We start from the raw sequence: 20784 nt of genomic DNA on the forward strand, positions 1-20784 counted from the left end.
TGTTCGTCGCGGCTCATTCGTGCGGTCGATATCCCACCCGTGACGCCCGGAATTCGAGTCTAGTCTTGAGCCCAATTTAATGCAACTATCAGTAGCATTATCAGTACGAGCAAATGCCGGACCTGGTTCGTGACGAAGGGTCTCATCAGATCTTCCAACCTCATCTCCTGCCGAGGATGTTGCATCGTTGCGCGTGTTGTCGGCCGCTAACAACTTGGGGAAAACCACACGACAATATTCGTTGCACTTTCTGAATGTCGTGCATATATTTGCATTCAATCGCGCAGGAGTACCCCATGGATCACGTCGAATCAGCAACCCGGGAAACCGGGCCATCGCCGCAATGTGACGCCACCGCGGCCTTGCCTGTGCCGCACGTCTATCGCGGGCGAACGGTAGTGGGCAATACAGTCACGCACGTATCGCGCGATCTTGGCAAAGGATTCTGCACGCCAGCGATAGATCTCGACGATCTCGTCTGGCCCCGTGCGCAGGCGGGTCCGGCATTCGATCTGCCGATTGCACAAGTCACCGATTTCCTCGTCGAGCTCGGTCCGCGGCTGCATCTGGACGTGAACCAGCTGATGCAACAGGCACTCGAATCGATGATCGAAGTGAGCCCACTCGGGCGTCGAATTCTGGAGAATTGCTACCGCGATATCCCGAACCTGTTTTCCCGCAGCGTGATCGAAGATGAAGTGCGCCTCAGCCTCGGCGAAGCCGGCTTCATTGACGGCTGGGTGCCGCGCACATTGCGTGGCCGCCCAAGCCGTCTGCGCGCATTTCCGCCCAGACTGGTTCACATACTTGCCGGTAATTCGCCGATGGTGGCGGCGATGACGGTGATGCGCGCGGCACTGACCAAAGGCGTGCATCTGCTGAAACTGCCGTCCAACGATTTGTTCACCGCGACCGCCATTCTGCGCACGATGGCCGAGATCGACCCGGCACATCCGTTGACACAGTCGTTTTCGGCAGCTTACTGGCGCGGTGGCGACGAAAACGTCGAGTCGATCCTGTATCGCCCGCAGTACTTCGACAAGCTTGTCGTGTGGGGCGGCGAAAGCGCCGTGCGCCACGCGATGCGTTACGCCGGCCCCGGTCTCGAACTGGTCGCATTCGACCCCAAGGTATCGATCTCGCTGATCGGCCGGGAAGCGTTTGCCTCTGACGAATTGCTGAAGCAGGTGGCACGTGCCGGTGCAGCCGACGTGCAATCGTTCAATCAGGATGCGTGCAACGCGAGCCGCTACCAGTTCATAGAAGGCAATGAGGAGGACGCCGACCGCTATTGCGAACATCTGGCAGCCGCGCTTGGCGAAGACTTTCGCTATGGCGACGGTCAGGGTCCTCTCGTACCGGCCGACATCCGCGAGGCAGTCGACGTATTGCGCGAGATGGAACCCCTTTATCGCGTGTTCGGGGGATACGACGGCAAGGGCCTCGTCATCAGGTCTGACGAGCGGGTGGACTTCCATCCCATCTGCAAAACCGTGAATGTCGTACCGGTGCAAAGCCTGCGTGATGCCACCCGCTTTGCCACCGTGGCGACGCAGACCGTGGGCATTTATCCGCCGCATCGCGTCGTCGAAGTACGCGATGCCCTTGCATGTGCCGGCGTGCAGCGCATCGTGACGCTCGGCGAATCGATTTCGGACGGCGTCGGCGGCTATCCGCATGACGGCATGTTTCCCATCCACCGTTTCATGAAGTGGATATCTGAAGAAGCGGGCGACGTAGCCGAAGCCGGCCGGCCCGTGTGAAATCCGCTTTGCTTTCATTCGGGAGAGATTTTTGATGACCGCTATACCGACGCCCTCCGCTATCTGGCTCATCACGGGTGTGTCGTCCGGTTTCGGCCGCGCCCTCGCCGAAGCCGTCCTGGCTCGTGGCGACCGGGTGGTCGGTACCGTACGCAACGCATCTCAGATCGCGGCGTTCGAACAGATGTCGCCTGACGGATTCGCACATGGCGTCGTGCTCGACGTCACCGATTCAACTGCCGTGCCTCACGCAATCGCAGAGGCGCTTTCTCACGCAGGCACCATCGACGTGCTCGTCAACAACGCCGGATACGGTCTGTTCGGCGCACTGGAAGAGGTCTCCGACGCCGAGGCGAGGCAGGTCTTCGAGACGAATTTCTTCGGCACCGTGAACACCATCCGGGCCGTGCTGCCGCACTTCCGTCAGCGAGGCTCCGGACATATCGTCAACCTGTCTTCAGTCGCGGGGTTGATCGGCATCGCGGGATGCAGCTTCTATTGCGCTTCCAAGCATGCGGTCGAAGGCCTGTCGGAGTCGCTTGCGCGAGAACTCAAACCGTTCGGCGTGCACGTCACGCTCGTCGAACCCGGCGGATTTCGCACCAATTTTGCGGGCGACTCGCTGCGCTGGAGCGAAGCCGTCGAACCTGCGTACGCGGAATCGGTGGGCCGGATACGCGAACAGATGTCCCACTATCACGGTACGCAGTCCGGCGATCCGACCAAGGCTGCGGCGGCGATTATTCAGGCGGTTCGCGCCGAACCGCCACCGTTGCGGTTGCCGCTCGGGCCCGATGCCGTGAGCGTGGTACGCGACAAACTTGCGTCCTTGCAGGACAACCTCGACGCGTGGCTCGAAGTCTCGAGCGCCACGGATTTCGATCAATAACGCACTGGCGCGTGGCGCAACGTTACGTCACGCCGGAGATACCATGTCGACGCTCAACCTCTTTTACGGCCTGCTTGAACAGGACGGGGACCCGTTTCGCCACCATGCCGACAATTTGCGCGCGCTTCAACTGACGGCAATGCAGGAACGTTTCGCCCAGCGCCGTGAACAGATCAGCCTGCTAGGCCGTCGCGCCGCCGACACGGGCGTCGATGAAATCCGCAGCGAAGCCGACATGGTGCCGCTGCTTTTCGCGCATCAGATTTACAAGAGCTATCCCGAACAGTTCGTGGAAAGCGGTCGCTGGAAGCATCTGAATACCTGGCTGCAAACGCTGACGAGCAGACCGGTGACTGACGTCAATGTCGACGGAGTCGACAACGTCGATGCATGGATGGATCGCCTGCATAACGCAGGACACCATGTGTTCAGCTCGAGCGGCACCTCCGGTAAATGCAGTTTCATCAATCAGACGCGCGCCGACCTGGACCACGTAACAGCGTCGTGCGTAAAACTCGGCGTGTATGGAAACAAGCTGATCGCGCGGGATTTCGGCAAACGTGCGGTGTTTCTGATGATGCCGCCGAGCGGCGCGCATCGTCATATCGGGCCGGTCCTGAGCGCCGCCACGCAGCTCGGCAGCGAAAACACGCTGATGTTCGATGATCCGGCGCTCGCCTCCGCGACGATCGCGATGGGCCGCATGCGCCGCGCGCTCGCGGACGGCAGCGCAAAGCCGAGCGAGATAGCGGCTTTCCAGGAGCAGGCGGCCGCGCGTCAGCGACACACCGGCGCAATGATTGACCGTTTTCTCGACAAACTACTCGCTCGCCGCGATGGGCCTGTGCTCGTGCAAGGCAACTGGTCGCTGCACTGGACGCTGGTCGACTACGCGCGCCGGCGCGGCGTGGCGGATGGCATCTGTCATCCGGAAACGGTTATCACCACAGGCGGCGGCTTGAAGGGTACTCAGGCGCCGGCCGATTTCCGCAAGCAGATCATCGACTTCTATGGCATTCAACCGGAGAACGTCCAGAACAGCTATGGCATGTCCGAAATGATCGGCACCGGCCCGTGGTCCGAGGTGGCACAAGGCTATGCGATCTGTCCGTGGATCGTCCCGTTCGTACTCGACAAGTCAGGCGAAAAACTGCTGAATCCCGCCGATGGCAAGGGAGTGGTCGAAGGCCGATTTGCGTTCTTCGATCTGCTCGCCGAAGGGTACTGGGGCGGATTCATCACTGGCGACAAGGTGACAGTCGACTTCTCTCCCGAAGGCGCCACGGACGGTTTCAAGGGGCCGCTCGTCAGGCAGGTCGGCCGTTACGCGGATCTCGAGGAAGGCGAGGACAAACTGTCCTGCGCGGGCACGATGGAATCTTATGTCCGCGGCATGATCGACGTGTGACGTAGCTGGCGCGCCGGCCTGCCCAAGGTCGGCCCCACTGGCGGACCGGCAGGGACGTGAGTACACTTTCTTCTTTTCCCTCGTGTCCCTCTGCCCATGGTCAAGCCCTCGGCACTTCGAGCTTCGCGCTCCGCTACCGTTGACGGCACTGCGACAGCCGCACCGCGCTCCGCGGGGCGCCCCACGCAGGACGCCGCCGCCGAATTGCGCGAAAGGCTCCTGAACGCAGCCACGCAGACTTTCCGGGCAGAAGGGTTCGGCGGGGCCAGAGTCGAAGAAATCGCCGAGCGTGCGGGAATCAGCAAGACCACCGTTTACCGGCAGTACGGCACCAAGGAAGACCTGTTTCGCGCTGCTATCTGGCACGGCATGTCGGATCTGCGTGGCAGGATCGAAGAACTGCTGAAGCCGCGCCGCGACTTCGCGAAGACATTGCTGGTCCTGGTGCGCACACTGACGGACCATATGGCGACCACGGACACGATAGAAATCACCCGCGTCAGTGTCGGAGAATCGCATCGCTTTCCGGATGTAGCGAAAGGATTTCTGCAATACGTGAATGCGATGCTGGAACCGGTAGCGGCCTTCATCGCCTCGGCCGCTCAAGGCGGGACAATAAACGTCTCCGACGCGCCACAGGCCGCCCGCGACCTGCTGACGCTCGTAGCCGGCAGCGTGGAAGTCCTGATGGGCATTCCAACCACGCCCGCGCAACGCGAGCAGCGTGCCGCACACATTCAGCAGTTGCTGCTCTCCGCGTGGCGGTATCAGTTGCCCGACCACCAGCACAACTCGCGAACTTAGGTCCCGCCCTCGTCTGTGCATCCATCTGGCCCACGACCTGAAACTGGGCCGGCACGCTTTTTTGCGGCAGGAATCTAGCGTATCATTATCCGTACGCAAGTCAACTATACGCACGGAGACAGGTATGATCACAGCGCCACTCTTTACGCCACTTTCGGTCCGCGGAGTTACGCTGGCAAACCGTATCGTCATGTCGCCGATGACGCGCGGCTTCTCTCCCGACGGCATGCCCGGGCCTGATGTCGCCTCGTATTATCAGCGGCGCGCCGAAGGCGAGACGGGGCTCATCATTACTGAAGGTGTCGGCATCGATCATCCATCGGCGCTCGGCGAAGCCGGTCTCGGAGAAAACTCAATCCCGACACTGGCCGGAGCGGAGTCGGTCGCAGCGTGGCGGTGTGTGACGGATGCGGTACACACGAGTGGCGGTGTGATTTTTCCGCAGTTGTGGCACATGGGTCCGATGAAGGAAGCCAATACCGGTCCCGTTCCTGCTGCAGCGCCGATGCGCCCTTCCGGACTGTGGGGTCCGGCCGGTCGCCTGACCTCGCTCGATGCCGGCTATCTGGCGCGCGTGAGTGCCCCTACCCGCGCGATGAGCGATGAAGAAATCGCAGATGTCATCGCTGCCTATCGCCGCAGCGCGTCATACGCGAAGGCCGCGGGGTTCGACGGAATTGCCATTCACGGCGGCCACGGCTACCTGATCGATTCCTTTCTCTGGAGTGAGACCAATCAACGCGCCGACGCCTGGGGCAAAGATCGGACTGCCAGGAGCCGTTTTGCCGCGGAAGTGGTCCGCGAAATCCGCGCGGAGATCGGCGAAGCCATGCCCATCAGTTTCCGCTTTTCGCAGTGGAAACAGCAGGATTTCAAGGCACGTCTTGCGACCACACCTGCCGAACTCGAACAGACGCTCGGGCCGCTCGCCGAGGCGGGCGTCGATATTTTCGAGGCAAGCACGCGGTATTTCAATCGCGCGGAGTTCGACGGCTCGGAGATGAATCTCGCTGGCTGGGTGAAAAAGGTGACAGGCAAGCTCTCGATGACCGTGGGCGGCATCGGGATCAACAAAGGTTTCTATGACTCGATGGCCGGGACGGAAACCGTTGCCCAGCCCGACCTCACGCCGTTGCTCGATCGGTTCCTGCGCAACGAGTTCGATCTGATCGGAGTGGGACGCTCGCTGCTGCATGACGCGCACTGGGCTCGACGCGCCCGTCTGGGCGAGCCGTTCCTCGGATTCAGCACGGATTCCCTGACGCGTTTGACCTGAGTGGCGAGGCCCTCGTGAGATCCTGGACGTCAAGGGGATCGCGAGGGCCCGCCGACCGCTTCAGACCCTCGCCGCGTAAAGCAGCGTCCACCAGCACATCACCCTACGGAAGACGGCGCCCCGTGCACGGCTCTATGAACGGCCAGTGACCGGAATGGCCGCACCGGTCACGGCCGAGGCAGCCTGGGACGCGAGGAAGAGAATAACCGCCGCAATGTCAGCAGGCTGCACCCAGCGCGAAAAATCCGCATCAGGCATGTCCTTGCGATTCTGCGGCGTATCGATGGTGCCTGGCAAAATCGCGTTCACTGTAATGCCGCGATCCTTCAGTTCGTCGGCGAGCGCTTCGGTAAGACGTAGCACGCCCGCTTTTGATGCCGCATAGGCACCCATCCCCGTGCCCGCGCGCAGCGCCGCCCCTGCACTGATATTGACGATGCGGCCGCCCTGCGGTTCGGCGCCAATCAGATCAAGCGCCGCCCTCGATGCCGTCGCCGCCGTGCGAACGTTCATCTGGTACATCAGATCCCAAGCATCCAGATCACTATCAGCCAGCGTTTCCCAGCGAAAGCCACCGGCCACGTTGATCAATGCATTCAGCGATCCGAACCGCTCGACGACCGACGACATCGCCGTCCGTGCGCGGCCGAGATCGGTCAGATCGACGCCACCCAGCCGCCATTGGGTGTCCCGCCCTTCCTGCCCCTCCTGGGCCGACGCGTCAGGCGCCGATGCCCGATCCAGCAACGCGACCTTCCACCCGTCGGCGGCAAACGCATCGCCAACCGCCCGTCCGAGTGTGCCGAATCCACCTGTAATCGCGACGACTCGTTGCATGTAAAACACCTCTGTTTCGTAACGGAATGGCCCCGTCCCAACCAGGCGCAGGCTGCCTAGCGGCCCTTGAAAACCGGATCGCGCTTCTCGCGAAATGCATTCACCGCTTCCTGATGATCCTCGGTCTGATTGGACAGTGCTTCATAGGCGATAGACGCATCGAGTATCGAGTGCGCCAGTTGCTTCAAACCAATGTTGATCGAGGTCTTGGTCCACTGAATGGCCAGCGAAGCACCCGATGCCAGACGCTTCGCCATCGTGGCTACGACCGCATCGAGTTCGTCGGCTGGAACGGCATAGTTGATCAGGCCGAGACGGGCCGCCTCTTCTGCACCCAGCAGATCGCCGGTCAGCAGATATTCCTTGGCCTTCGCATAGCCGATGAGTTGCGGCCAGATCACCGCCCCGCCGTCACCCGCGACGAAACCCACCTTCACATGCGGATCGCCGATCTTCGCATGGTTTGCCGCGTAACTCAGATCGCAAAAAAGCGCGATGGTCGCCCCGAGTCCCACCGCGTGACCGTTGATCTTGGCAATGACGGGTTTCGGACAATCGAGCATCGAAAAGATGATTTTCTTTGCGCGCTGCATACCGGCAAGAAACTGCGACGGATCGTCGATCACCTGTTGCATGTGCTCGATATCGCCGCCGGCGCTAAATGCACGGCCGGCCCCCGTGAGCACGACAACCCGGGTTTCGGGATCTTCCGCAACGTCGACGAAGAGCCGCGAAAACTCGACGTCCATCTGTTCGTCGAACGCGTTCAACGCATCGGGCCGGTTGAGGGTAACGGTGAGGATGCCGCCGTCACGCTCCAGCAACAACGCCTGATAGTCCAGTAAATTCATGGCTAGCCTGTCCACAGTGACGCAAATGTGCGGGGGCGTTGCAGCTCCTCACTCACGCTTGCGTAGTCATTTGATCAGTCAAAAAAGCTCGTGAGGCTTGCAGCCCGATGTCTCCCGTGTGGCGACACAATATCGAGCGCCTAGGCCCGAGCGGGCAGGAATCGGCGCCCGTTGTCATACATGATTTTTCGGGTGTCCTCCTCGGACAACGGCCCGCACGCTTCGCTTGCGAAATCGATGGGTTCAGGAACGCCTTCTGCGTGCGGATAGTCGGAGCCCATCAACAGGAAGTCCGCCGAACCGGTCTGCTCGACGATCTGCGCGAGGTCGTCTTCCGGATACGCTACCACGAAGACATTTTCCTTGAAAATCTGGCTCGGCCGGCTCTTCAACTGACCACAGGGCCAGTAGCCATTTTTCGACATACCCCGGCACTTGTCCATCTTGACCAGCATGGATGGTACCCACTCCGCGCCGTTTTCCGCGCTGCACAGTTTGACGTTCGGAAAACGCTCGAAGAAATTGTAGAAGATGAAGGACGACAGCGTTTCGATCACGGGACGCTCGCCGTAACCATGCATCCACACAAAGGCGGTCTGGCGCTGGCGCGACTGCTGTACCGGTTCGCCCCATACGGCCATGTGGTCCTTCATGTAGATGGCTTCTGAAACGTGGAAAGTCACGCACACACCCGCCTCGCTCAGAATCGACCAGTACGGATCGAAATACGGGTCGCCAGGCGCGCGTCCATTGAACGGACCCATCGGCATCAGAATCACACGCACGCCATTCGCCACCAGCCATTTTGCTTCGGCGACGGCAGAGTCGAGATCGTCGAGCGTCACGATCGGCGTGCTGTAAATACGATCCTTGTAGTTGAAGGTCCAGTCGTCGAGCATCCAGCGGTTGTATGCGTGCAGTACAGCGTTTGCCGCAACGGGTTCGTTCAGATAGGAAATGCACGCCACCATTTCGCCGACATACATCGTGCACGCCTCGACGCCGAACTCATCCATTTTCTTCAGACGCGCGTCACGGTTGAACATGTCCGGAGTCGGCGGCACCCGCATTTCGACGTTGCTCTGGCCGTCCTTCATGGCTCGCAGCCATTCGTGCAGTTTCCCCGGCGGCGGCACGAGCCCTTCTGCCGACGTGTAGCCTTCGCTGATCTCCACCTTGCGATCGCCGACGTACATGCAGCGGTTTCCTTCTGCGGTAACCCGGCTGGTAAAGCCCCATTCTTTCTTGAACTTCTCGGGCAGGTACCGGCTGAACGCATCCTCCACTTCGTAGAAATGCGTGTCGGCGTCGTAGATCTTTCCTTGGTAGGTCTGCATGAAAAAGTCTCCTGTCGATATGAAGCGAGCAATCAATGCCGCGCCTGTTGGCCTGCTGATACCAGAGTATCGGCACACGCAGTCGACGTTCAAACCCCCATATCGAAACCAGAAAGACCGATACCGGATTGATATCGGCGAAAGCGACCATCACAATGCGCAGGACATACGCGAAATATTTTATGTAACTATGCGCACGGTGTTCAACTATGAGAAAATGAACAAAAGCCGACCTAAAAAGGAGACATCCAATGCACGCTGATGCACTGCCGCAATCGTCTTCGCGTCAACCGCTCGTCGAGGGTCCTCGACGCTGGTTCCTGCTTGCGCTACTGATATCGGCGGTCTCGGCGTCAGCCGGCATCACCGTGATTTACACGATGCTCGTGACGCTCTACAGGGTTTTCCCCGGATCAGCCTCGGTTGGCTGGACGGTGACCGCGTACTGGCTCGGCGCGGCGGTCTTCGCGGCAATCTGTGGACGGCTGGGGGATCTGCTCGGCTACCGGCGTGTCCTGCTCATGGTACTCGCGATCGCTACCGTGGGAGGCATCGTGTCGGCATGCGCGCCAAACCTCGCCGTGCTGATCGCCGGCTGCGTGATGCAGTCGATCGCGTCGGGCATCACACCGCTTTCCATGGGGCTCGTCCGCGAAAATCTGCCGGCCCGCGATATACCTTCAGCAGTCGGACTTGTCACCGCGGCCGGCATGGTCTCGGCCGGATTGATCTACATTTGCGCCGGTATCGTGATAGATCGCTACTCATGGCAAGGCGGGTTCTGGCTGAAAGTCGTGCTGTGCGTGATGACAATCGCGGCGGTACGTTTGTGCGTGCCGAAATCGAGCGCCAGGCCCGGCACGCAAATCGATTTCGTGCGTGGCCTCGCCTTCGCGCCGGCGTTGTGTGCGATTCTCTTTGCGGTGCAGCAAATCCACACATGGGGACTGCGGGATCCGCGAACCGCCGGCTTGCTGATCGGCGGCGCAGTGATACTGTGGTTCTGGGCGCGGCATCAGCGCAGCGTGGCGGATCCGCTTATCAACATCCGCTTACTGGCCAAACGCCAGGTGATCCTCGCGAACGCCTGCATGATGTGCATCGCGGTCGGCGCCATGCAACTCGGACAGGTGTTCTCGCTCTTTTTGCAACAGCCGGCGTGGACACGCGCCGGGTTCGGACTGACAGCGACCGGCGCGGGCCTCCTCATGTTCACCTTTAACGTCACCGCGATGCTCGCCAGTCCGTGGAGCGGTCGCGTTGCCGCACGCCATGCCGCGCGGCCGGCGGCGCTGATCGGCATGAGCATGCTGGTGGTTGCCTGGGCGTGCCTGATCCCGCTTCATCGCAGTGTGGTGCTGTTCGTTCCAGGCGCGATGCTCTGTTCGTTCGGGCTCGCCTTTGCGCAGACCGCTGTCTACAACCTGATTATCGAAGCGACACCCGCGCAACAGACAGGCGAAGCGACCGGCCTGCTCTACGTGTTTTTCTCGTGCTTCTTCGCGGTTGGCGCGCAAGCGGTTTTCACGCTATTGCAGGGCGCCTCCGTGAGCAACGGCGGCGCCTCGTTTCCGGCGGCGCAAAGCTATGTGGTGGTGTTTGGATATGTCGCCGGCAGTGCGCTGCTAGGGCTCTTTATCGCGTATGCGTTGCCGAAGCGTCGCGGCCCGGAACACCGTCCCAATGTTATCGAAGGCGCCGGCCTGAGCGGCCCTGCACGCATGCAATGAATCAGAGCGGCACCCTCTCACGGGCGCCGCTGTTTGGGGCCCGTGAGAGCGCCGTGAAGAAGCGTGAGGCGCCTTGCCGGGCTTACTCTTCTTCGCTCGCCTTACTCAAGGCCGAGGCCCGCTGTGCGACCGCAAGCATCTGTTCCTCGAGATGCTTGCGTTGGCGATCGAACCGCTCCAGCGGCGCACCGACTGCCATCGCCGCGATCACCTCACCGTTCGGCCCGAAAATCGGCGACGACAGACCCGCCGAGTCGGGCAGCAGTTCGCCGCGGCTGACCGACAAACCCGTCTCCACAATATGCTGCAGTTCCTCGCGCAGGACTTTCTTGTTGACTGTGGTTTGCTCCGTATGACGCTCGAGCTTGACGGTGCGCAGGTACTCGGTCACAAATTCGTCCGGCGCATAAGCCAGCAGAACGCGTCCGGCAGCAGTGCAATATAGCGGCCGGCGCATGCCGACAATCATCGAGTATCGAATGGACTGTGCGCTTTCGATGACGTCGACGTACGTAATGACCTTATGCTCCGGATCGAGGACACCGATATAGACCGTCTCGTGAGTCCGCTCCGACAGTTCGACCAGATACGGACGCAGCATCTTCGAGAAATTCCATACGGCCATCACATTCGCGGACAGCCGGAAAATGGACGGCCCCAGCCGGTAACGGCCACCGTCGTGCATCAGAAACCCTTCTGCCACAAGCGGCCGCAACAGATTCAACAAGCTACTCTTGGGCGACTCCAGTGCGACGTTCAGTTCTGCCAGCGACATCCCGTCCGACGCTTTAGCCAACACATCGAACAACCCGAGCAGACGAGTCAGCGAACGCGGTCCGGTTACATCCTTGTCAGCCGAAGCCAGGATTTCTTTCGACATATCACTCCCCTTCCATTTGATCGCACCCATTATAAATGAACCATTCACATAGTCTCACGTCGGTCGCCGGTTTAGCATACATATTCCTGGAGGATTCGGGATTACGCCAAGACCATAAAAAGGCATGCTTGCATTATAATTGAACGACGTTCACAAATGTGTTCGACACGATGCTGTCCTACATCATGAGCCGGTTTGATCCGCATCGTGCGAGCGTTCAATAGTCGTATCGCGAAGGAGTTGATTCATGAGTGCACTCAAGGACCGGGTTGCCATCATCACTGGCGGCGGGCAAGGATTAGGGCTGGGGATTGCAATTGCGCTGGCCAGCGAGGGTGCAAACCTCGTTCTGACGGGACGCACCGAAACGAAGCTGCGAAAGGCCGAAACTACGCTGAAGGAACACGGCGTTCAGGTACTCGTGGTGCCTGGCGACACGCGCAAGCGTGCCGATGCAGATAAAACGGTGGCCCTCGCCATCGAGCATTTCGGGCGTATCGATGTTCTTGTGAACAACGCGCAAAGCAGCACGCCGGGCGTGCCGCTGGAAGCGGTAACCGATGAAAACTGGTGCGAAACGCTCGAGTCCGGTCTCTACGGCACGTTGTATTTCATGCAGGCCGTACTGCCTCACATGAAGCAGCAAGGTTCCGGCCGGATCGTCAATTTCGCCTCGCGCACCGGCATTGAAGGTACGCAGGGATTCGCGCCGTACGCTGCAGCCAAGGAAGGTATCCGGGCCTTGTCGCGAGTCGCCGCGCGCGAATGGGGGCCCTTCGGCATCACGGTCAACGTGGTGTGTCCCGCGGCGCTCACGCCTGCCGCCGATGCCTATCTGGAAGCGAATCCGGTAGAGCGCGCGCGTTATCTGGCCGAAATCTCGCTGGGCCGTTTCGGCGATCCGGAGAAGGATATTGGACGAGTCGTTGCATTCCTTTGCAGCGAGAGCGCCGGTTACGTGACAGGACAGACCCTCAATGTCGATGGCGGACAGACGATGCTTTAGTTACGCCGCGGGATCAAATGACCTTGCGTGCACGCAGTGCATCGATTTCCGCACTCGACATGTCCAGCAGATCGCGGAGCACGATTTCGGTATGCTGGCCGAGCGTCGGCGGCGGCATGTACGCATCGATCGGTGTGCCGGACATCTTCACTGGGTTGGCGACCATGCGTACTGCATCGTTTGACAGCGGATGCGCGACCTCCACGCACATCTGCCGTGCCTGGACATGTGGATCCGCGAACACCTGCTCCAGATTGTTGATCGGACCCGCCGGCACACCTGCGGCATCTAGTGCAACCAGCAATTCGTCACTCCGCCACTGCGCGATCAGCGGCTCAAACGCATCACCGAGCGCCCGGCGGTTTCTGACTCGCAGCGCGATCTCGCTAAAGCGCGGGTCCGTGGCGAGTTCCGGGTGATCGAGTACCTTGCATAGCCGCGCGTACTGCTCGTTGTTCCCTGCCACGATCATGATGTCGCGATCCACGCAGCGAAACATCCGGGACGGCATGCCGCCGTTACCCTCGGTGCCGCGCCGCACCGGCACCTCGCCGGACACCAGGTACTGACTCGCATAGTGCGACGTTGCAGCGATCATCGAATCCAGCAGCGAGAGGTCGATGTACTGCCCTTCGCCGCTTTGCTCGCCGCCTGCATCACGATGATAGAGGGCCGCCACGATCGCGGACGCCGCGTACTGGCCGCACAGAATATCCGCGAGGCTCGGACCGGTTTTCATGGGACCACCACCGGGCATGTCGTCGCCGTTGCCTGTGATGCTCATCAGGCCACCCATCGCCTGGAAGATCGAATCGTAGCCCGGCCGCGGACTGTACGGCCCCGTCTGCCCGAAACCTGTGATCGAGCAGTAAACGAGACGCGGATTGACGAGCTTGAGACTTGCATAATCGAGCCCGTAGCGCTTCAGGTCCCCCACCTTGTAGTTTTCCAGCAGCACGTCGCATTTCGCCGCGAGCGACCGAATCAATGCCTGCCCCTCCGCGGTGGCGATGTCGCAGGTAATCGATTTCTTGCCCCGGTTCGCGCTGATGAAAAAGGTCGATTCACGCGTGTCGTTGCCATCGCGATCTTTCAGGAACGGCGGGCCAAACTGGCGCGAATCGTCACCCTTGCCCGGGCGTTCCACCTTGATCACTTCCGCCCCCAGATCCGCCAGCATCTGCGCGCCCCATGGGCCTGCGAGAATGCGGCTCAGATCGAGCACGCGAATCCCGGACAACGCACCTTTCGTCATATCGAATCGTTTCCGTTGAATTCGTACCGGACGCTGCGTCCGGACCTGTCGCCTTCCAGCGTCGGGGGCGCTCGCCTGCGCCCCGCCTTTTTTCGTGGCCGTTTGCCTTGCTTGCCGCCAGACTAGCGCCCAATGAATCTCGCGGTACGCCTTTCGACAAACGACTGCACGCCTTCCCTCGCGTCTTCCGTGTTGTAAAGAATCTGTTGGGTCGACTGGATCTTCGAATACGCGTCCAGCCATCCCGACCCAAGCGACACGCGCGCATTGGCCATGGTAGCCTGCACGGCCAGCGGAGCCTGCGCGGCAATACGCTCCGCGATTTCCAGCGCCCGCCCGAACTCCTCACCCGCCGGCACCACTTCCTGCACGAAATTCATGCGATACGCGTCCTGTGCCGTGAATTCGTCGCCAGTGAGCAGGATCTTCATTGCGTTACCCCACCCTGCGCGATCCACCATCCGGATCGTCGCACCACAGCCTGCCATGATGCCGCGCTTGACCTCCATCTGCGAAAAGCGGCAATTGTCGGCGGCCACCGCCACCTCGGACGCCAGCATCAGCTCGACAGCCACCGTAAAACTGATTCCCTTCAGCGCGATCACCACCGGCTTCTTGCGTAACGGTTCGCGCAGATTGAACGGGTCGACTTCGCCAACCGGAAGCAATGGCTTGCCTTCGCGGCGCAACGGCACGATCTTCGGCATGTCGAGGCCGGCGGTGAAGTGATCGCCCTCGGCGTAAAGCAGCCCGCAGAAAAGATCGGGACTCGCTTCGAGAAGCGTGTACGCCTTGGCCAGTTCCTCGAACATTTTAGGGGTAAAGCCGTTGCGCTTTTCCGGACGGTCGATGCCGATCAACAGAATGTGACCGCGCTGCTCCGTGCGTACCTGTCCGTCCTCATGGCGTGTCGTCATGCCGTGCCTCCTTGCGTCATTGTGATGGAGCGCCAGCTCGAAGCTCGATTGACAAAGCCTCATCGCGCATTCACAATTATAAACACCGTTCAAATAACGAGCAAGCCTGCACGCTGCCGATCCGTCCAGATTCGTGCTGCGATGCAGCGCGCCGGAACTCGCTGCGGGTACCGATGCATGCCTCGTCGCCGGGACGGCATGCTGGCATACGTGTTCATCCGGATTCATGCGAGGAAAACTCATGGCCTATGAAACGCTCATCGTCGAAACACGCGGCAAGACCGGTCTCATCAAGCTCAATCGACCGCAAGCGTACAACGCGCTAAACAACCAGTTGACGAATGAGTTGACTGCTGCGCTCGACGCTTTCGAAGCCGACGAAGCGATCGGTGCAATCGTACTGACCGGAAGTGAAAAAGCCTTTGCCGCCGGCGCCGACATCAAGATGATGGGCGAGTGGACCTACATGGACGTGTTCAAGAACCAGTTCATCACGTCCAACTGGGAACGCACGGCACGTTGCCGGAAACCCGTGATCGCCGCTGTGGCCGGCCTCGCGCTGGGAGGCGGTTGCGAACTGGCGATGATGTGCGACTTCATTCTGGCCGCCGACAACGCCCGCTTCGCACTGCCTGAAATCACGCTGGCCACCATCCCCGGCGCGGGTGGCACGCAACGTCTCACACGCGTGCTCGGCAAATCGAAGGCGATGGAGATGATCCTCACCGGCCGCAAGATGGATGCCGTCGAAGCCGAACGCTGCGGGCTGGTCAGCCGCGTCGTGCCCCTCGATGAGTTGCTGGAAGAAGCGTTGAAGACAGCGGACGTCATCGCCGGATTCTCGCAACCTGTCGTTGCAATTGCGAAGGAATGTGTCAATCGCGCCTACGAGTCGAGTCTCGCCGAAGGAATCCTGTTCGAAAGGCGAATGGCCTATTCGACCTTCGCCACTGAAGACCGCAAGGAAGGCATGGCCGCATTCGCCGAAAAGCGCAAACCCGTGTTTCGCCATTGCTGAGCACCATGCGCACGCATGAACTTGCAGTCGCCTGAATCAGTTGAACGACACCCGCTCGACTGATCCTTTTCAACCTGTCATTCGCTATCCTGGCTTCACGACCGACCATGAGCTCTCAAAAGAATCGCATCACCGAACTGCTCGGCATCGACTACCCGATCATCCAGGGCGGCATGCGCTGGGTGGCTCGCGCGGAACTCGCGGCGGCGGTCGGTAATGCCGGCGGACTCGGCTTCATTTCCGCGCACACCCATGCGAGCGCCGACGCACTGGCGCGGGAGATCGACCAGGTGCGCGCGCTCAGCGACAAACCGTTTGGTGTGAATCTGACGCTGCTCGGCAGTAACGCCGGGCTCGACTATGACGGCTACGTGCGCACCATCATCGACCGAAGGGTACCGGTTGTCGAAACCGCCGGCAGCAATCCCGCAAAGTACATCGAAACGTTCAAGGCAAACGGCGTCAAAGTGATCCATAAATGCGTCGCCGTACGGCACGCGTTGAAGGCCGAAGTGCTCGGCGCTGACGCGGTGAGCATCGACGGATTCGAATGCGCGGGGCATCCAGGCGAAGACGATATTCCGGGGCTGATCCTGATCCCTGCCGCCGCGGACAAGCTGAAGATTCCGCTGCTCGCCTCAGGCGGCTTCGCGGATGGCCGGGGCCTGATGGCCGCGCTCGCGCTCGGTGCGGACGGTATCAATATGGGCACACGCTTCATGCTCACGCAGGAATCGCGCGTGCATCCCGCGATCAAGCAACGCCTGCTGGAAGCCACCGAGCGCGATACCTTGCTGGTTGGACGCACGCTCCGCGATTCGAGCCGCGTGATCAGGAACACCGTCAGCCTCGCGGCAATCGAACTGGAAAACGCAGGCGGCGCCACAGCCGCCGACCTGTATGCGCTGACCGGTGCGAGCCGCTGGATGGACGCATTCGCGAGTGGCGATGTTGAAGGCGGGGCCTTTCCGGCCGGCATGGTGACAGGCCTGATTCACGATCTGCCCACCTGCGCCGAACTGATCGCGCGAATCATGCAGCAGGCCGCCGCAATCGCGCAACGGCCCTTCGCATTCGAGGTGCCCGCCGCATGAAGCTTGCGGGTGTTCGCGTCGTCGATCTGTCGCAGTTCATGCCTGGGCCGATGCTCGCATCGAATCTTGCCGACCATGGCGCCGACGTCATCAAACTGGAACCGCTGGCGGGCGAGGCGGCACGCGGGCCGCTCGAGTCGGACAGCGAGTTCTTTGTGGCGCTCAATCGCGGCAAGCGCAGCATCGCAGTGGATCTGAAACACCCCGACGGCCTCGCCATCGCGCGTAAACTGATCGACGCGGCCGACGTCGTCATCGAGTCGTCACGGCCGGGTGTGGCGGCGCGCCTGGGCATCGATTACGACACGGTGAGCCGCACCAATGCGCGCCTCGTCTACTGTTCGCTGACCGCATTCGGCCAGACCGGCCCGCTTGCGCAAATGCCCGCGCACGACCCGGTCATCCAGGCCATGGCCGGCACATTGCCGCGCGATGAGCGCGGCGTGCCCGTGACCTCAGGCGCCTCGCTTGCCGCGCTGGCCGGTTCGTTGACGGCGTTATCCGCCGTGTTGATGGCCTTGTTGCATGCGCGTGAAACGGGTGAGGGAGACTTCGTCGATATTTCGCTGTACGACGCAGCGCTGTGCGCACAGCCGCATTTGACCGCTCGCGCGCTCAACCCTGCAGCGAGCGGTCCGGTCGATAGCGCATACGGCAGCAACGCGATTGCCCTACTCGCCGCGTATCAGACGCGCGATGCGCAGTGGCTTTGCCTGGGTGGACGCGAACTCGACTTCGCGACCAACCTGCTGACGCCGCTAGGCCGGCCGGATCTGATTAGCGTCGCGGTCGGACCGGCCGGCGCAGCGCAAGCCGGGCTAAGCGCCTTCCTGACGAGGAGGTTCCTGACACGCACACTGAGCGAATGGCTTGCGTGGTTCGAAGGCCGTCGTATCAGTGTCGCGCCTGTAATGACGCTGACCGATGCGCTAGCGCAGCCACACACGCAGGCCCGTCAGATGGTGAACGTCGATGCGAACGGCCGCCGGCATCTCGGCAGCGCGATCCGGTTCCAGCGCGATCCGGCACAACCATCACTGTCGATTCCGGCCATCGGCGAGCACACAGCGGAGATTCTCGACACGCTCGGCTACGCCGCCGAACACATCGCCGCGCTTGGTGCTGCCGGTGTCATCCGCACGCAGAATGCCGTCGCGAAGACATAGCGCCGAGCCATTCCGTTCGCCCTCCCTCAGCCTCATGCCCATACTCCTGCAAGCCGGCTCCATCGACTTTCGCTCCATCGTCCGCCCTGGCGAAAACGTCATGTGGGGTCAGGCGAACGCGGAACCGGTGCCGCTGACTCAGGCACTTATTGCGCAGCGACGGGAGATCGGCCAGTTCCGCGTGTTTCTGGGCGCGAGCACCACCGATACATGCCAGCCTGAACACGCCGACTGCATCGACTTCGTTTCCTACTGCGGCTCCGGCGCCAATCGCGCTTTGGCGCGGGCCGGCGCACTTGATGTGTTGCCGTGCCACTACTCGCAATTCCCGCAGATGATGCGCTCCGGCCCACTCAAAATCGACGTGCTGCTGCTGCAACTGGCACCTCCGGATCATGAAGGCCGCTACAGCCTGTCGATCGCGCACGAGTATCTCGTTCCGGCGCTGGACACCGCCCGCGTCATCGTCGCGGAAATCAACGAGCAGGCACCGTGGACGTATGGCGAGCGCTATCTGCGACACGCCGACCTCGACTTCATTCTGCCGACATCGCGCGCGCCGCTCGAAAATCCCCCCAGCAGAATCGGCGAAGTCGAACTGGCAATCGCGACCCATGTTGCCGGTTTGATCGAGGACGGCTCGACGCTTCAATTCGGGCTCGGTGCGATTCCCGAAGCCGTGCTTGCGCGTCTGTCCGACCGGCGCAACCTGGGGGTTCACTCGGGTGCGATCGGAGACAAGGTCGCCGATCTGATGGACGCCGGGGTGATCAACAACACGCGCAAGAATGTCGACAGGGGTTTGACGATTGCCGGCGTGATGATGGGCGGCCGCCGCATTCATGGGTTCGCACATCGCAACCCGGCCGTACAGTTTCGCTCAACGGACTACACGCACAATCCTGATGTACTGGCCCGCATCGACCGTTTTGTTGCGCTGAATTCGGCGCTCGAAGTCGACCTCAGCGGGCAGATCAACGCAGAAGTGGCCAACGGCAGCTACGTCGGCGCCGTAGGCGGCGCACTCGATTTCCTGCGCGGCGCACGGCATGCCAGAGGCGGCCTGCCCGTAGTCGCGATGCCGTCGACAGCAGGCAAGGCCGCAAGCCGCATTGTCGCGACGCTCAGCGGCCCCGTCAGCACGCCGCGCAGCGATGCCGGCATCATCGTCACCGAATACGGCGTCGCGGACCTGCGCGGACTCACCTTGAAACAGCGACGCGAGCGCCTGCTGTCGATCGCCCACCCCGACTACCGGGCCGCGCTCGAATGCTCAAACGCCGGAGCCCTCTGACGCAATCCGGTCGCCACGCAGCCGACGACAAGATCCACACCCATAGAAGGAACGCATATGAAACGCGCAGCGATCGTCTCTCCCGTACGCACGCCGGTCGGCACCTTTGGCGGCAGCTTGCGCAGCGTGCCGGTCGAGGAACTGGGCGCACTGGTGACCCAGGAAGTCCTCAAACGCACCGGGCTCGATCCCAAGCGAATCGACGACGTGGTGTTCGCGCAGTCGTACGCGAACAGCGAAACGCCTTGCGTGGGACGCTGGATCGCCTTGCAAGCCGGACTGCCGGTCGAAGTACCCGGCATGCAGCTTGACCGGCGTTGCGGCGGCGGACTCCAGGCGCTCGCGACGGCCGCCATGATGGTCCAGACCGGCGCGGCCGATGTCGTGCTGGCGGGCGGTGTCGAGAGCATGAGCAACATCGAGTACTACAGCACCGACATGCGATGGGGAGCCCGCGCGGGTTCGGTACAGTTCCACGACCGGCTCGCGCGTGGCCGCGAACGCTCGCAACCGGAGGCGCGCTTCGGACACATTTCGGGAATGATAGAAACGGCTGAAAACCTCGCCAACGACTTTCACATCAGCCGTGAAGCGGCCGACGAATATGCGGTGCGCAGCCATCGTCGCGCGGCTCAAGCCTGGGCGTCGGGCCGCATGGCAGCCGAAACCGTGGCGGTCGCCGTCCCGCAGAAAAAAGGCGCACCGCTTGCCTTTGCCCAGGACGAAGGCTTTCGCGAAGACGCCAGCATGGAGAGCCTCGGCAAGCTGCGTGCGCTGATCCCGGGTGGCACCGTCACCGCAGGCAATTCCAGCCAGCAAAACGATGCGGCAGCCGCGTGTCTCGTCGTCGCGGAGGACAAACTCGAAGCACTCGGTCTGGAGCCGATGGCGTATCTGAATGGCTGGGCCGCGGCGGGTTGCGAGCCGTCGCGCATGGGAATCGGCCCCGTGCCCGCCGTCCAGAAACTGATGGCACGCACCGGCTTGTCGATCGATCAGATGGATCTTGTCGAACTGAACGAAGCATTCGCCTGCCAGGTGCTGGCGGTACTCAAAGGATGGGGATGGAACGACCCGGAGCGGCTCAACGTCAACGGTTCCGGCATCTCACTGGGCCATCCGATCGGCGCCACGGGTGTCCGCATGATGACCACGCTGCTCTTCGAACTGCAACGGCGCAAGGGTCGCTACGGTCTCGAGGCAATGTGCATAGGCGGTGGTCAGGGGCTGGCAGCAATATTCGAGCGGGCCTGAAGGCG

The 20784-nt window shown here is 61.5% G+C and carries 19 protein-coding genes; 13 read left to right on the forward strand and 6 right to left on the reverse strand.

What is annotated here, in order from left to right; genetic code table 11:
• The first annotated feature begins 296 nt into the window (after nucleotides 1-296).
• The 5 genes from M0D64_RS20825 (at nucleotide 297) to M0D64_RS20845 (ending at nucleotide 6140) form a co-directional block, all read left to right on the forward strand.
• A complete protein-coding gene (locus M0D64_RS20825) occupies nucleotides 297-1763 on the forward strand; it encodes an acyl-CoA reductase (RefSeq protein WP_266259036.1) in 1467 nt (488 codons plus the stop codon).
• Nucleotides 1764-1797: 34 nt separating this feature from the next.
• Nucleotides 1798-2652 (forward strand): oxidoreductase, encoded by an 855-nt coding sequence (locus M0D64_RS20830; RefSeq protein ID WP_266259037.1) that lies wholly within the window; start codon nucleotides 1798-1800, stop codon nucleotides 2650-2652.
• Between the two features lie 43 nt (nucleotides 2653-2695).
• Nucleotides 2696-4060 (forward strand): hypothetical protein, encoded by a 1365-nt coding sequence (locus M0D64_RS20835; RefSeq protein WP_266259038.1) that lies wholly within the window; start codon nucleotides 2696-2698, stop codon nucleotides 4058-4060.
• Nucleotides 4061-4156: 96 nt separating this feature from the next.
• Nucleotides 4157-4864, forward strand: a complete 708-nt coding sequence (locus M0D64_RS20840; protein WP_154558394.1) for a TetR/AcrR family transcriptional regulator — start codon at nucleotides 4157-4159, stop codon at nucleotides 4862-4864.
• Between the two features lie 124 nt (nucleotides 4865-4988).
• Entirely contained in the window at nucleotides 4989-6140 is a 1152-nt protein-coding gene (locus M0D64_RS20845; protein ID WP_266259039.1) for an NADH:flavin oxidoreductase, read from the forward strand.
• A 132-nt stretch (nucleotides 6141-6272) separates the two neighbouring features.
• Here the strand turns inward: M0D64_RS20845 and M0D64_RS20850 are convergent, their stop codons facing one another.
• From M0D64_RS20850 to M0D64_RS20860, 3 genes are all read right to left on the reverse strand, one after another.
• Nucleotides 6273-6977 carry an SDR family NAD(P)-dependent oxidoreductase gene (locus M0D64_RS20850; protein ID WP_266259040.1) on the reverse strand — a complete coding sequence of 235 codons (705 nt, stop codon included), beginning with the start codon at nucleotides 6975-6977 and terminating at the stop codon, nucleotides 6273-6275.
• Nucleotides 6978-7033: 56 nt separating this feature from the next.
• The gene (locus tag M0D64_RS20855; protein ID WP_266259041.1) at nucleotides 7034-7828 is read right to left on the reverse strand and encodes an enoyl-CoA hydratase/isomerase family protein; all 795 of its coding nucleotides are present in this window, start codon (nucleotides 7826-7828) and stop codon (nucleotides 7034-7036) included.
• 140 nt (nucleotides 7829-7968) lie between these two features.
• Nucleotides 7969-9165, reverse strand: a complete 1197-nt coding sequence (locus M0D64_RS20860; RefSeq protein WP_266259042.1) for an amidohydrolase family protein — start codon at nucleotides 9163-9165, stop codon at nucleotides 7969-7971.
• On the opposite strand from M0D64_RS20860, the gene M0D64_RS20865 reads away from it, so the two are divergent.
• Both M0D64_RS20865 and M0D64_RS20870 read left to right on the forward strand, forming a co-directional pair.
• Entirely contained in the window at nucleotides 9164-9427 is a 264-nt protein-coding gene (locus tag M0D64_RS20865) for a hypothetical protein (protein ID WP_171926228.1), read from the forward strand. The genes M0D64_RS20860 and M0D64_RS20865 overlap by 2 nt on opposite strands.
• Nucleotides 9417-10895, forward strand: a complete 1479-nt coding sequence (locus tag M0D64_RS20870) for an MFS transporter (protein ID WP_266259043.1) — start codon at nucleotides 9417-9419, stop codon at nucleotides 10893-10895. The genes M0D64_RS20865 and M0D64_RS20870 overlap by 11 nt, the downstream gene beginning before the upstream one ends.
• Before the next feature lie 82 nt (nucleotides 10896-10977).
• On the opposite strand, the gene M0D64_RS20875 is transcribed toward M0D64_RS20870, so the two are convergent.
• Nucleotides 10978-11775 (reverse strand): IclR family transcriptional regulator, encoded by a 798-nt coding sequence (locus M0D64_RS20875; RefSeq protein ID WP_266259044.1) that lies wholly within the window; start codon nucleotides 11773-11775, stop codon nucleotides 10978-10980.
• Between the two features lie 247 nt (nucleotides 11776-12022).
• Here M0D64_RS20875 and M0D64_RS20880 point away from each other — a divergent pair, with 247 nt between their 5' ends.
• Nucleotides 12023-12781 (forward strand): SDR family NAD(P)-dependent oxidoreductase, encoded by a 759-nt coding sequence (locus tag M0D64_RS20880; protein ID WP_266259045.1) that lies wholly within the window; start codon nucleotides 12023-12025, stop codon nucleotides 12779-12781.
• 13 nt (nucleotides 12782-12794) lie between these two features.
• Here M0D64_RS20880 and M0D64_RS20885 read toward each other — a convergent pair whose 3' ends face one another.
• Both M0D64_RS20885 and M0D64_RS20890 read right to left on the reverse strand, forming a co-directional pair.
• Complete coding sequence (locus M0D64_RS20885; protein ID WP_266259047.1) at nucleotides 12795-14036, reverse strand: CaiB/BaiF CoA-transferase family protein; 1242 nt, start codon at nucleotides 14034-14036, stop codon at nucleotides 12795-12797.
• A 122-nt stretch (nucleotides 14037-14158) separates the two neighbouring features.
• On the reverse strand, nucleotides 14159-14953 hold the full coding sequence (locus M0D64_RS20890) for a crotonase/enoyl-CoA hydratase family protein (protein ID WP_171926226.1): 795 nt from the start codon (nucleotides 14951-14953) through the stop codon (nucleotides 14159-14161).
• Between the two features lie 241 nt (nucleotides 14954-15194).
• Between M0D64_RS20890 and M0D64_RS20895 the strand changes: the two genes are divergently transcribed.
• From M0D64_RS20895 to M0D64_RS20915, 5 genes are all read left to right on the forward strand, one after another.
• Nucleotides 15195-15971, forward strand: a complete 777-nt coding sequence (locus M0D64_RS20895) for an enoyl-CoA hydratase (RefSeq protein ID WP_266259048.1) — start codon at nucleotides 15195-15197, stop codon at nucleotides 15969-15971.
• Between the two features lie 107 nt (nucleotides 15972-16078).
• Nucleotides 16079-17065, forward strand: a complete 987-nt coding sequence (locus M0D64_RS20900; RefSeq protein WP_171926224.1) for a nitronate monooxygenase family protein — start codon at nucleotides 16079-16081, stop codon at nucleotides 17063-17065.
• The gene (locus tag M0D64_RS20905; RefSeq protein WP_266259049.1) at nucleotides 17062-18231 is read left to right on the forward strand and encodes a CaiB/BaiF CoA-transferase family protein; all 1170 of its coding nucleotides are present in this window, start codon (nucleotides 17062-17064) and stop codon (nucleotides 18229-18231) included. The genes M0D64_RS20900 and M0D64_RS20905 overlap by 4 nt, the downstream gene beginning before the upstream one ends.
• A gap of 34 nt (nucleotides 18232-18265) precedes the next feature.
• Entirely contained in the window at nucleotides 18266-19525 is a 1260-nt protein-coding gene (locus tag M0D64_RS20910) for an acetyl-CoA hydrolase/transferase family protein (protein WP_266259050.1), read from the forward strand.
• 57 nt (nucleotides 19526-19582) lie between these two features.
• The gene (locus M0D64_RS20915) at nucleotides 19583-20779 is read left to right on the forward strand and encodes an acetyl-CoA C-acetyltransferase (RefSeq protein WP_266259051.1); all 1197 of its coding nucleotides are present in this window, start codon (nucleotides 19583-19585) and stop codon (nucleotides 20777-20779) included.
• Nucleotides 20780-20784 lie beyond the last annotated feature (5 nt).

The organism is Paraburkholderia sp. WS6 (genome assembly GCF_030464835.1).
Lineage (GTDB): Bacteria > Pseudomonadota > Gammaproteobacteria > Burkholderiales > Burkholderiaceae > Paraburkholderia > Paraburkholderia madseniana.